Source organism: Alteromonas marina (genome assembly GCF_000808575.1).
Lineage (GTDB): Bacteria > Pseudomonadota > Gammaproteobacteria > Enterobacterales > Alteromonadaceae > Alteromonas > Alteromonas marina_A.
This window is the reverse complement of the sequence record NZ_JWLW01000019.1, coordinates 1-12,078: the sequence shown is the minus strand read 5'-3', so window position 1 is coordinate 12,078 and position 12,078 is coordinate 1. Positions and strand designations below refer to the sequence as shown.

Below are 12,078 nucleotides of genomic sequence, written 5' to 3'. Positions count from 1 at the left end.
GTATGTACAACCTGAAACAAACCGTAACCTCATTATTTGCTGTACTAATGATGGTTGTGTCCTTCAACTCTTTGGCAGATGAGACTCCCATTGAAGTATACTGGGAAGACCTAGTGCCTGAGGGCTTTAATGAGCTCGCGCCACCTTCAGTTCAACATAATGGCGAGATGAGTCAGCTTCAGCCTGACGCACCCGTTGTCGATACCTTTGATGGTAAACGGGTGAAAATCCCGGGTTTTGTTGTGCCGCTAGAAGGTACGGCAGAGCTAACCACTGAGTTCTTACTTGTTCCATATTTCGGAGCCTGTATTCACGTACCACCGCCGCCGTCTAATCAAATTGTTTACGTAAAATTTGAAGAAGGTGTGCGCATAGATAATATTTACGATGCAATTTGGGTAACCGGCGAACTGTCGACTGACGGTTGGAAAGGCGATATTGCGTCTGTAGGTTACCGTTTGAAAGGCGAAGCCGTAGAAGGGTTTTAAGCATTAAACGTTTAAAAAGGACATCAGGTGTTTACAGGATTATCAGCGTTTCCCATTACTCCATTCAAACAAGAAGCTATTGATTACAAAGCACTTCAAGGGCTTGTTGAGAATTTAGCTTCGGCGAACGTAGATTCAATTTGCGCGATAGGCTCTACTGGGCTGTACCCTTATCTAACGCGAGAGGAAAAGTACGATGTAGCCAAGCTCGCCGTCGACCACGCAAATGGTATTCCTGTTATGGCAGGCGTTGGGGCGCTGAGAACCTATGACGTGCTGAAAAACGTTGAAGCTGTGCAGCAAGCAGGTGTTAATGCTGTGTTGTTGGCACCGGTATCCTATCAAGTGCTTAATGAAGAAGAAGTGTATGGCCTCTATGAGGCAGTGAGTCACGAGGTATCTGTGCCTATCTGCGTTTACGAAAATCCTCGTGTGACTAATTTTACCTTCAGCGATGATTTATACCGCCGCATAGGAAAATTACCGAATATCGGGGCGATTAAAATACCCGGTACTCCGTTTGCCAAAAGCGCAATGGATAATAGTTCCAGCAAGGATATCCCACCCTCTGAAGCAAGCAGTAGCGAAGGCGCTCGTAGATTAGCATCATTACGAGAGATAATGCCTGCACAGATTGCTATAGGCGTGAGTGGTGATAGTTTTGGCGCAGCAGGAATGGTTGAAGGTTGTGACCTTTGGCTTTCTGTTATAGGGGGAATATTCCCGCGAACCGTAATGCGTATTATCGACGCCGCTCAGTCTGGTAATGCTGTGGATGCACAGGCTCAGTCACAAGCGTTAAGCGGAATATGGAGCATGTTTGCGCGCAATGGCGGTGGTTTGCGAGTGGTTGCTGCAGCGGCAGAAATTTTGGGCTATTGTGACACGCCTAGCTTGCCTGCACCCTTCTTACCTATCGACAAAAAAGAGTACAGCGAGCTAGAGCACATCATCACGAAGTTATCGTTAAGCTAGCCCTGCGTATAAATCTGTTCAGCGCGGTTAAACAGAAGCCACGACGTTAAAATGTATTTATCGTTACTTTTTGGAATTTGGCCGCGGTGTGTGTGAGTAAAATAGGCAGGTGCAATCACCATTCTGCCTGCTTTGGGCTTAACCGCACGGTTTTGATAATAAAATTCTGTTTCGCCGCCTTCGTCCACATCGTTTAAGTAGTACATAAACAGCAGTACGCGATGCAGCGCATCGTTATGTTGAAGCTGTGGATAGACTTCTGAATGCCAGTACGGGTAGCCACCATTGCCCGCGGTGTAGCGCTGTGCATTTACATCGCCAACGCGGAACAGGTAATTCACCAAATTTGCCAAATTGGGTTTGCCTACTTCGTCAAAATTCTCTCCGGTTACTTTTACCGGTTCACCGGTTTTAGGGTGGCGTACGGTTAAGCCAATGGGCCCAACAAGCGCAAAATAGTACTTTTCAATGTAGGAGACCAGCTGCTGTCCAGTGTGCTGCATCACTTGCTGAAATAAGTCTTTAAATTCCGGGTTGCGGCTTATCGACACATCCATGCTGCGCTTTTTGTCTAAGTCTACGCCGCCGCCAGTTCGGCCTTGAGACAAATTAGGGCTGCTTTCAAAGCGTTCCATGAGTTGCTTGCACAGCTCTGGTGGTAACACATCATCAATAACTTCAATTAAATCGCTCATGGAGACCTCGTACTGCGCTTTGTTACTTAGTGGGTAGTTCTTTAAAGTGTGACTGTAGTTCTGACTTCACATCCTCTGGAATAGGCGCAGAACGCTGTGTTTTATAGTCAAAATGTACCATGGTGGTAATGCCTGTTGAGCACAACTTATCGTCTTGCCATAGTTCTTGAAACACGTCGAATGCACTGTTACCCAATCGACTAATATAGGTTTTCACCGTTACCGGTTTGCCATAAAAAATTTGCGCTAAAAAATCGACCTTATAACTGGCTAAAATTAACGGCCAGTTATTTAAGTCTAGCTCAGGGGTAAACATTCTGAAAATAGGCTCTCTAGCGGCTTCAAACCAAGCAACTAATGCCGTGTTACTAACATGTTGCAAAGCATCGGTTTCGCAAAAACGCACGTCAAAAGAAGTGATAAGTGGTGCTGTATTACTCATAAATTTTTGTAGGCTTTGTTATAAGTTTGATTTCCACTCTAGCATTATAGGCGGGAGTTTGCAGTAGCCCTTATAAAAGCGATTGTGTTTAGGGTAAATCGTTGTGTTTTGATTAGCTTACAGGGGTGTGACCTCAAAAAGCTTTTGCATTACAATCCGCTTCTAACTTTTTGAGCGAACATACTATGACTGCGATTGGGATTGACTACGGTACATCAAATTCTGAGGTTGTGTATTTTGATGGAACGGCCCATCAGCACATCAAACTTGACCCGTTAGATAAGAAGGGCAATAAAATCCGTTCGTCGGTGTTCATCTATTTTGAAGATGAACTGCCGCCGCCTCCTGATGCCATGGTTGAGGCGAAAGTGGCGCAGTTACAGCGCGTTATCAGTGAGCAAATAGATAAGGCGAAGGACGGCTATTACTCGGCGAAAGATCCAAAAGAACAGGCGATGTACAGCGACCGTATCGACTCGCTGCGCGGCGATTTGCACAACAAGCCTGCTTTGCAGCGCAAAGCTATTGCACAATTGATGCATGCTATGTCGCTAGACGAAATACCTTTGCTGCGCTTAGTAGAGCACGGCAAGTTTGCGTTTGGTGAAGAAGGGTTTAGGCGCTTTCTTAAAATGCCGGACAAAGGCCGTCTTATTTATTCACCTAAGAACTTTTTAGGCGCATCGCTAGACGGCGACCAAAAACAAGCGTTCATCGGTATTATTGCTAAGCAGTTGGCGTACTTTAAACAGTGTGCAGAGCAGCAGCTAGGCAAGGCTGTTAATAATGCAGTTATTGGCCGTCCTGTTAAGTTTCACGGCACCCGCGGTGAAGAGGGGAACGCGCAGGCCATTCAAATTATGACTGAAGCGGCGACGAAAGCCGGATTTACAGGGGTTAATTTTCTAGATGAACCTATCGCCGCGGCGTATAAAATTGAGCAAACTCTACCAAGGGATACCACTACGCTGATTGTCGATATTGGTGGGGGTACCACGGATATTTGTTGTATTAAGCTTTCCCCAGAGCGTTCCAACCAGCTTGATCGCAAAGATGATGTTCTGTCAGTAACAGGCAGACGTTTAGGCGGCATGGATTGCGACAAAAGCTTGGTGCTTAAGGCTATTGCCCCAGAAATGGGAATGGGCCTTAAGATGATTAACGGGCTTCCTGTTCCACCCACCTACTTCTCTGATATGTGTGCGGTTGATAACATTCCTGCTCTTACTCGCTTTTTCTCTGACGATTATGGGTTAGATATTTCTCAAACCATGTCTGTGATTAAAGAGCCTGCCCAACTAGAACGCTTGCTTATTGTGCAGGAGAACAAGTTGTCTGCCCGTGTGGTGAACTCGGCTCGATTAGCCAAGGAACTTCTGTCAAGTAAACAGAATATTACCTTGCCGCTGCACTATATCGAGGATGATTTTGACGTGGAGATTTCGCAAGAGTCACTTAAAAAGGCTTTAAAACCTTGGCTTGATAAAGTAAAAGCGCTAGTGGTGGAATGCTTGGAAAGCAGCAGTGAAAAGCCAGAAGTGGTGATGATCACAGGTGGTATGAGTTTATCGCCAATCGTGGTTGATGCGCTGTATGAAAACCTGCTTACCGGTTTACCGCGATTAGAGAATGACGCCTTCAACTCGGTGTGCGAAGGGTTAGCTATTCAAGCGGCGAAGCACGCTTAACCTTTTCTATTCTTTTTTCGATATGAAAAACACTAAGCCTTAGCGTAGTAGCGTTTACTACGCTAAGGCTTTTTTGATCAGTGCTTAAGGATATTGTGTTCTTTTAGATAAATCGCGATGGCCTCAGGCGACTCGAAGGCTTTTAACAGCATTTCTTGTGCGCGTGCTTTCACATCATTGTCTTCTGATGATGACAGTAGGTGATACCATGTTTTCACTAAGGCTAATGGCGGCGTTTGGTTCATTAGTTGTCGCTCCAGCAATTCTTACTGCAAAAATACACAAAAATCATCGTAACGTATGATTTGCCAATACAAGCTCTGACCAGCATGGAAAAACGTGTAAATAAACGTCATCACGCACTTCTTACAAGCTGCTGTGTAAATTACACAACAGCAAAATAGAAAACGAGTGCGCTTTACGCTAACGGATTTACCCGTTACCGGCTCAAGCTTGTGTGAGCATGGGTTTCAGGAATCGACCTGTATGTGAAACTTCTTGTTGTGCCACATGCTCAGGTGTTCCCTCTGCAATAATCTGGCCACCTCCGGATCCACCTTCGGGTCCAAGGTCAACAATCCAGTCTGCGGTTTTAATCACATCTAGGTTATGCTCAATAACCACAACGGTATTACCGTGATCGCGCAGCCTGTGAAGGACGGCTAATAACTGTTTAATATCGTGGAAATGCAACCCGGTGGTTGGCTCATCCAAGATATAGAGTGTTTGCCCAGTGTCTCTTTTTGACAACTCTTTCGCCAATTTCACGCGCTGTGCTTCACCACCTGATAACGTAGTGGCTGCTTGGCCTAGTCGAATGTATGACAAGCCTACGTCCATGAGGGTCTGCAATTTACGTGAAATAGCCGGGATAGCATCAAAGAACTCACGGGCATCTTCCACCGTCATTTCCAACACTTCGTGAATGTTCTTATCTTTGTACTTTATCTCAAGGGTTTCACGGTTATAGCGTTTGCCCTGACACACGTCACAAGGCACATACACGTCTGGCAAAAAGTGCATTTCCACTTTAATTACGCCGTCACCCTGACACGCCTCACAGCGACCGCCTTTTACGTTAAAGCTAAAGCGGCCAGGCTTGTAACCCCGTGAGCGAGACTCTTGAGTGCCGGCGAACATTTCGCGAATTGGTGTGAAAATACCAGCGTAAGTCGCCGGATTAGAGCGCGGTGTTCTGCCGATAGGGCTTTGATCAATATCGACTACTTTGTCGAGCTGGTCTAATCCTGTCATCGACTTATGTGGTGCCGGTTCAGACGTGGTCGCCTTGTTCAGCTCGCGCTGCGCAATTTTGTAGAAGGTGTCATTAATCAGCGTTGATTTGCCCGAGCCCGATACACCCGTCACACAGGTCATTACACCGGTAGGTATACGTAAATCAACAGACTTCAAGTTGTTGCCGGTAGCGCCTAAAAGCTCTAGCCACTTGTCGTCTTTAACCGGTGTGCGTGTTGCGGGGATATCTATCTTCTCTCTACCGGATAGGTACTTTCCAGTAAGTGAGTGTTCACTGTTTTTGATGTCTTCCAGTGAGCCTTCGGCGATAATCTCACCGCCATGCACACCTGCACCTGGGCCAATATCTACAATGTAATCGGCTTCGCGAATGGCATCCTCGTCGTGCTCTACAACTAAAACTGTGTTACCCAGGTCGCGCAAATGCGTAAGCGTACCAAGTAAGCGTTCGTTATCCCGTTGATGAAGACCGATAGAGGGCTCATCCAGCACGTACATAACGCCCACTAGGCCTGCGCCAATTTGACTTGCCAGTCGAATGCGCTGAGCTTCACCGCCTGATAGAGTATCGGCGCTGCGCGACATAGAAAGATAGTTAAGACCTACGTTTACCAAGAAGCGCAAGCGGTCCATGATTTCTTTCAAAATCTTTTCGGCTATCTGAGCACGTTGACCTTCAAGTTTCAGTGTCTCGAAGAAGCCGTACGCATCGGCAATCGACATGTCAGCAATGGCTGGCAGGTTGGTGTCTTGTATAAATACATTACGTGCTTGAACACGCAGACGGGTGCCGTTACAGCTGCTGCAGTGCTGCTGGCTTAAATATTTTGCTAGCTCTTCACGCACCGAATTCGACTCGGTCTCGCGATAGCGACGTTCCATATTAGGGATAATGCCCTCAAATGGATGCTTACGCTCCATCACGTCGCCACGCTCGTTTATGTACTTAAACGACAGCGACTTGCCTTTAGACCCGTAAAGCACAATGTCTTGGTGCTTTTTATCGAGCTCTTCAAATGGCGCGGTAAGGCTAAATTTATAATGGTCTGCTACTGCCTGTAGCATTTGAAAATAGTAATAGCTGCGCTTGTCCCATCCGCGAATAGCGCCGCCAGACAGACTCAATTCGGTATTGCCGACTACGCGTGCGGGGTCAAAGAATTGTCTTGTGCCTAAGCCGTCACAGGTAGGGCATGCGCCCGCTGGGTTGTTAAATGAAAACAGGCGCGGCTCTAATTCACTGATGCTGTAACCACAGTGTGGGCAGGCGAAATTAGCAGAAAACACAATTTCTTCTGCGTCTTTATCGTCCATATCAGCCACAACCGCGTTGCCGCCAGCAAGGCTGAGCGCCGTCTCGAATGATTCAGCCAAACGCAGTGCCATATCGTCGCGCACTTTAAAGCGGTCAACCACAACTTCAATGGTGTGCTTCTTGTGCAAATCGAGAGGCGGCGGATCAGATAGGTCACACACTTCACCGTCGATTCGCGCGCGAATAAAGCCCTGAGCAGACAGGTTTTGCAGCGTCTTAACGTGCTCGCCTTTTCGCTCTTTAACAATAGGCGCTAGCAGCATTAACTTACTGCCCTCGGGCATCGCTAACACTTTATCGACCATTTGGCTGACCGTTTGTGCATCTAGCGGCACATCGTGGTCAGGACAGCGTGGTGTACCCACTCGCGCGAACATTAAACGCAGATAGTCGTATATTTCAGTGATGGTACCCACCGTTGAACGGGGGTTATGCGATGTTGATTTCTGCTCAATGGATATTGCTGGTGATAAACCCTCAATATGATCAACATCTGGTTTTTCCATCATAGATAGAAACTGACGAGCATAGGCAGACAAAGACTCAACGTAACGACGCTGGCCTTCTGCATAAAGCGTGTCGAATGCAAGAGACGATTTACCCGAGCCAGAAAGGCCGGTTATCACCACCAGTTTGTCTCGTGGCAGTGTTAAATCGATGTTTTTCAAGTTGTGGGTGCGAGCACCGCGAATTTCGATTTTATCCATTGAAGCCTAAATGAGAGAAAAAGAATCAGTATGCCATAGGTGTCAAGTAAAGTGATATGACATTCAAGTTATACTGTAAGCGGAGTAAGCAGATCACCTCACGGACATAAGCTTACGATTAGATCTCGCTTATCGACATTGCAAAGTGGTGATTTTATCCCCACTTTTAAACCCCTATTAAGGCAAAAAGGCTAAATCGACCCGTTGAGCGGGAGAAAACGCCAATTGTATTAATCGAATTTAAGGTAAGTGGGCGCAAGAGCAATTTATGCTACACTTCGCGACCTTATTCTTGATGCTGCAGAAACAAGTGTTCTCTGCGCGCTTTTACGTTTTTTTGATTTTATTTATTGAGGGAAAAAGACGCTTTGAACGCTTTGGAATTACGCGCCGCGCTTGCACTCGCCTCCGTTTACGTATTACGCATGATGGGGCTGTTCATGGTTATGCCCGTGTTGGCTGTAGCCGCAATGGACTACCCAGATTACTCGCCGCTGTTGGTAGGGCTTGCCGTGGGTGGATATGGCCTAACCCAAGCTACGTTGCAAATTCCTATGGGTATGATGTCTGACAAATGGGGGCGTAAACCCGTTATTTTGCTAGGGCTTGCTGTATTTGCATTAGGAAGCTTTGTCGCAGCAAACGCCGACAGTATGGCCATGATGATTGTTGGGCGTATTCTTCAAGGCGCTGGGGCAATTGCAGGAGCGATAATGGCGCTGGCTACCGATGTAAGCCGGGAAAGTCAGCGAGCCAAAGTGTTAGCTATCATAGGCATAGCCATTGGCTTTTCATTCTATTTAGCCGTTATTTTAGGACCTCTTATTGCGAACAGCTATGGGCTTACAGGTGTGTTTGGTATTACTGGTATTCTGGCCATTCTTTGCATGCCGCTGGTTAAATGGGTAGTGCCAAACGGTGTGCAGCTTAGCAGCGGCGATACACTGCCACAAAAAGACCAGCTAAAGCGCTTAATCTTCTCTTCTCAGTTATGGCGTTTAAATATCAGCGTGATGATTCTACATATGATGATAACGCTGTTGTTTGTTCAACTGCCCGTAACGCTACTGAACTTTGATATGACGCTAGACAGTCACTGGACGGTTTACTTACCCATTTTAGGCGCGTCAATAGTAGGTCTAATTGTAATGATGGGAGCAGCAAGAGGGCGTACGCCTAAATCGCTCCTTGTAACCGGCGTTGTATTAATGGGTGGCGCGTTTTTGGCGCTGAGTTTAGAGGACCATAGCTGGTGGTGGGTTTGTGCTGCCGTGGTGCTTTTCTTTACTGGCTTTAATTATTTGGAAGCGAATTTCCCTGCACTGGTGTCGAGCATTGCGCCTGCGGGACAAAAAGGAACGGCCATGGGTCTTTACGCTAGCTTTCAGTTCTTTGGCGCGTTTTTGGGTGGTGTAATTTCAGGCTTAGTTACCGATATTTGGTCGCAAGAACTAGCTTATGGCATCGGCGCTGCTAGCACTCTGCTTTGGCTTTTTATTATTCTTGGTGTTAAAGAAGTGAGTCGGGTAAAGCGCGTGATGATGAACGCAGAGTTTGATAGTTCAAATGTTTCTAGCATTGAAGCCGAGCTGCTGTTAGTGCCTGGTGTGTTGGAAGTGACATTAAACAGTCAAAATAACGCGGTATACCTGAAAGTTGATCGTGATTTTGATGCGGTAAAAGCGCGAGACGTATTGTCTGCATAGTTGCTTATCTCATTGCAACCATGAAAGGTTAGCATCACACTATTTTTGAAAAGGAAGCGAAGACCATGATTGACCTAAGCAGCTACAAAGCCATTATTTTTGATATGGATGGCACCTTGGTCGATTCAATGGGCGCGCATATTGATGCGTGGCAGCTTACGTGCGATGCGTTTGGCTACCCTTTTGACCGAGACTATCAATACAGTTTAGGTGGTGTTCCTACCTTTGAAACCGTACATCTTATGAATGCCAAGTATGGCAAAAACCACGATCCAGCAGAGGTTGCTTCATATAAAAAACAGGCTTTCGAAGGGCTAGATCATGTGCCAAGGCTTATTCAAGATACCCTTAACGTGTTTAATCACTATAAGGGAATTATGCCCATTGCAGTAGGTACGGGCTCAGATAGGCAGCACGCGCAAATGGTGTTAAATGAACACGGCTTGCTAGCCCAATTATCTGCGCTAGTTACAGCCGATGACGTAACTCGAGGTAAACCTCACCCTGAAACCTTTGTGCGTGCGGCAGAATTAATGGGTGTAGCACCACAGCATTGTGTGGTGTTTGAAGACACCGACATGGGCCGAAAAGCGGCGGTTGACGGCGGCATGGCGTGCTTTATGGTCGATAATGGGCGGCTTATCTACTAAATCTTACGCTGAGTAAGCCTTCGAGCTTAGCGCTAACGCTAAATCAATCGCGCTCACTCTATAATTTCTTTGGCTTATACCGCCTCTATTTCTCCGAGAGCATCGCTGCAATTATGCAGTAGTGAAGACTTAATGCGTTTGGTGGCATCATCTATGGCCGTTTTCATTGCATCAATGGCAATTTGATTGCTCTGTTCTTCGCTGATATTGGCATTCACATTCATGCTTTGCCCTCTAAAGGTTGTAGCAGGTGAGTACTCATCCGCATAGTCTGGCTTATACCTTACCTTAAGCACAACGGTGGCAACCATATTACTTCCCAAGCTTTTTATAAACGCTCGGTTTAATATCACTTTTACGCTGTTAGCTGCTTCAATATCTGGACTAACGTTCATATCCTCTAAGCTTTGTTGTAACAGCGTATAGAGCGTATCTTCCGTTACATTACTGTTCCCAACTAATAGGTCTTTGCTCGAACGTATATCGCTCAGTTCAGCTAAGTTTATAGGACATGCTTTCGCTTTAGACATAGTTAGTTGGTAGTCTTTTCTTTGTGATGCAGGAATTAAGGACGAATCCATCTCAGGCGGAGTCGATTCACAGGCAACAAGCAAGGGTAGGGCACAGCAGGCAACAATAAGTCGAGCTGGTGATGTAACGTAAGACATGGAAAATGTTCTACTTTTCATTAAATTATTTTTGTTTTATGCAGATAAATTGTGCAAGTAATATTGTATTTAGTATAAGAAAGTTTGTATCGCTAAGAAACAGAACAACTGTTGCAAACTGTTACAGCTTGTTTAGCATAGGTGTGGGAGTGTTGATTTTGCTGAGCGAGTTTTTGATCAGCGTCACAACCATTACACCTATGTAACCTGAATAAAAATTTCGCCATAACCATTCAACACGGACAGTTTTTTAATGATGAGCTTAAAAAACGCGGTAATCAGTGTAGTTGCAAGTGTGTCACTTATTGGGTGTGCAATTAACGTGTCCCCTTCGGCCTTCTTTTATCAAGACACTCAGCAAAAAAACCTTGATACTACGAAGCTACACGCGGCAATTCAAAAAGACAAAACCTCAGCGGGCATAACCCGTGTTGAAGTTAAAAATGAAGCTGGGTTAACTTTGAGAGGCGTTGCTGTTTCTTACCCTGACCCTATTGTTAACATTGTTTTCTTTGCAGACAATCGTATGCCTGTAAGCGAAAACAACAGCGTTATTCATAGACTGGGTAAGTTGCCCGCTAATATATTGTGGCTCGATTATCAGGGAGTAGGAGCCAGTGATAAAGCGAAGGACTTAAGTATTAACGCTATTAAACAAGATGCGTTAACCCAGTTTGACTATGTAGAAAGTGCGTTTGACGCCTCAATTCCCACTATCGTTCACGGCCGAGGTATAGGCAGCTATTTCGCAAGCTATGTTGCTGCAAATAGAAAGATAGACGCTTTAGTATTAGACGGCGCTTTCAATAACATCTCTGATTTAATTGCCAACATGGTGCCAGGCTTCTCTAATTCATTCACAAACATGAAGCTTCACGATGAAGTTCATAGTATGCAAATAGCCCCAATCTTGCGTCACTATGAAGGACCACTATGGCTGGTGGTGGGTGAGGAAGACAAAATAACCCCTTACCCGATTAGTCAGCAGCTATTAGAAGATGCATCAAGTAGCGAGAAATACATTTCAGTTATTCCTGGTGCTACCCATAACGCTACGCTTAAAAGCGACTATGCTATTGAGCAGTACAAGCAATTTTTAGCAAGATTCACTCAGTAATAGAAACCTTACTCGTTGTGGATAAGTAGTGGAAAACCTTGTTGGTAAGTCTGTTAATAGCCATATAGAACAACAGATCACGATCTTTTCATGACTTTCTGGTCGGATCACGAAATGTCAGTTAAATCAAGCGCTGTAGAGCAACTGTGCTCGATCTTAATCTTTTTTGATCGTAAAGCTGTGCAGGATCAGGCAATTTTCTGTATTGGGGATAAAAATCTTAAGCAAAATGATCAAGCGTGTATTTTTGTCAATAGTTTCGTGTCATGAAATTTTTAGAATACGGTCGCTCAAGAATACACCGAATTACGATTAATCACTCACCAAACTGGCTTAGTAATGACTAAATAAAATACCCGCCAATGGCGGG

11 protein-coding genes are annotated in these 12,078 nt (G+C 45.6%); 6 read left to right on the top strand and 5 right to left on the bottom strand.

The features are described 5' to 3' along the window. Nucleotides 1-2: 2 nt before the first annotated feature. Both RJ41_RS11840 and RJ41_RS11835 read left to right on the top strand, forming a co-directional pair. Nucleotides 3-488, top strand: a complete 486-nt coding sequence (locus RJ41_RS11840; protein ID WP_039220951.1) for a DUF3299 domain-containing protein — start codon at nt 3-5, stop codon at nt 486-488. Between the two features lie 27 nt (nt 489-515). After that, complete coding sequence (locus RJ41_RS11835; RefSeq protein ID WP_039220948.1) at nt 516-1,463, top strand: dihydrodipicolinate synthase family protein; 948 nt, start codon at nt 516-518, stop codon at nt 1,461-1,463. Here the strand turns inward: RJ41_RS11835 and RJ41_RS11830 are convergent. Further along, on the bottom strand, nt 1,460-2,158 hold the full coding sequence (locus tag RJ41_RS11830) for a 2OG-Fe(II) oxygenase (protein ID WP_039220945.1): 699 nt from the start codon (nt 2,156-2,158) through the stop codon (nt 1,460-1,462). The genes RJ41_RS11835 and RJ41_RS11830 overlap by 4 nt on opposite strands. A 22-nt stretch (nt 2,159-2,180) precedes the next feature. Continuing rightward, a complete protein-coding gene (locus tag RJ41_RS11825) occupies nt 2,181-2,600 on the bottom strand; it encodes an acyl-CoA thioesterase (protein ID WP_039220941.1) in 420 nt (139 codons plus the stop codon). Between the two features lie 185 nt (nt 2,601-2,785). On the opposite strand from RJ41_RS11825, the gene RJ41_RS11820 reads away from it, so the two are divergent. After that, on the top strand, nt 2,786-4,288 hold the full coding sequence (locus RJ41_RS11820) for an Hsp70 family protein (RefSeq protein ID WP_039220939.1): 1,503 nt from the start codon (nt 2,786-2,788) through the stop codon (nt 4,286-4,288). A 77-nt stretch (nt 4,289-4,365) separates the two neighbouring features. On the opposite strand, the gene RJ41_RS19165 is transcribed toward RJ41_RS11820, so the two are convergent. Both RJ41_RS19165 and uvrA read right to left on the bottom strand, forming a co-directional pair. Continuing rightward, complete coding sequence (locus RJ41_RS19165; protein WP_012516741.1) at nt 4,366-4,533, bottom strand: hypothetical protein; 168 nt, start codon at nt 4,531-4,533, stop codon at nt 4,366-4,368. A gap of 202 nt (nt 4,534-4,735) precedes the next feature. Continuing rightward, a complete protein-coding gene (uvrA, locus tag RJ41_RS11810) occupies nt 4,736-7,567 on the bottom strand; it encodes an excinuclease ABC subunit UvrA (protein WP_039220933.1) in 2,832 nt (943 codons plus the stop codon). 368 nt (nt 7,568-7,935) lie between these two features. Between uvrA and RJ41_RS11805 the strand changes: the two genes are divergently transcribed. Beyond that, nucleotides 7,936-9,273 (top strand): MFS transporter, encoded by a 1,338-nt coding sequence (locus tag RJ41_RS11805; protein ID WP_039220929.1) that lies wholly within the window; start codon nt 7,936-7,938, stop codon nt 9,271-9,273. A gap of 65 nt (nt 9,274-9,338) precedes the next feature. Continuing rightward, on the top strand, nt 9,339-9,923 hold the full coding sequence (locus RJ41_RS11800; protein WP_039220922.1) for an HAD family hydrolase: 585 nt from the start codon (nt 9,339-9,341) through the stop codon (nt 9,921-9,923). A 74-nt stretch (nt 9,924-9,997) separates the two neighbouring features. On the opposite strand, the gene RJ41_RS11795 is transcribed toward RJ41_RS11800, so the two are convergent. After that, nucleotides 9,998-10,591, bottom strand: coding sequence for a hypothetical protein (locus RJ41_RS11795; RefSeq protein WP_039220920.1), 594 nt, complete (start codon nt 10,589-10,591; stop codon nt 9,998-10,000). A gap of 253 nt (nt 10,592-10,844) precedes the next feature. Between RJ41_RS11795 and RJ41_RS11790 the strand changes: the two genes are divergently transcribed. Continuing rightward, entirely contained in the window at nt 10,845-11,708 is an 864-nt protein-coding gene (locus RJ41_RS11790; protein WP_039220918.1) for an alpha/beta hydrolase family protein, read from the top strand. The last annotated feature ends 370 nt before the right edge of the window (nt 11,709-12,078 follow it).

Excerpts from the sequence above, each read along its gene's own strand:
- RJ41_RS11840 (WP_039220951.1), top strand. The coding sequence starts at position 3 with ATGTACAACCTGAAACAAACCGTAACCTCATTATTTGCTGTACTAATG.
- RJ41_RS11830 (WP_039220945.1), bottom strand. The coding sequence starts at position 2,158 with ATGAGCGATTTAATTGAAGTTATTGATGATGTGTTACCACCAGAGCTG.
- RJ41_RS11825 (WP_039220941.1), bottom strand. The coding sequence starts at position 2,600 with ATGAGTAATACAGCACCACTTATCACTTCTTTTGACGTGCGTTTTTGC.
- RJ41_RS11820 (WP_039220939.1), top strand. The coding sequence starts at position 2,786 with ATGACTGCGATTGGGATTGACTACGGTACATCAAATTCTGAGGTTGTG.
- RJ41_RS19165 (WP_012516741.1), bottom strand. The coding sequence starts at position 4,533 with ATGAACCAAACGCCGCCATTAGCCTTAGTGAAAACATGGTATCACCTA.
- uvrA (WP_039220933.1), bottom strand. The coding sequence starts at position 7,567 with ATGGATAAAATCGAAATTCGCGGTGCTCGCACCCACAACTTGAAAAAC.
- RJ41_RS11800 (WP_039220922.1), top strand. The coding sequence starts at position 9,339 with ATGATTGACCTAAGCAGCTACAAAGCCATTATTTTTGATATGGATGGC.
- RJ41_RS11795 (WP_039220920.1), bottom strand. The coding sequence starts at position 10,591 with ATGTCTTACGTTACATCACCAGCTCGACTTATTGTTGCCTGCTGTGCC.
- RJ41_RS11790 (WP_039220918.1), top strand. The coding sequence starts at position 10,845 with ATGATGAGCTTAAAAAACGCGGTAATCAGTGTAGTTGCAAGTGTGTCA.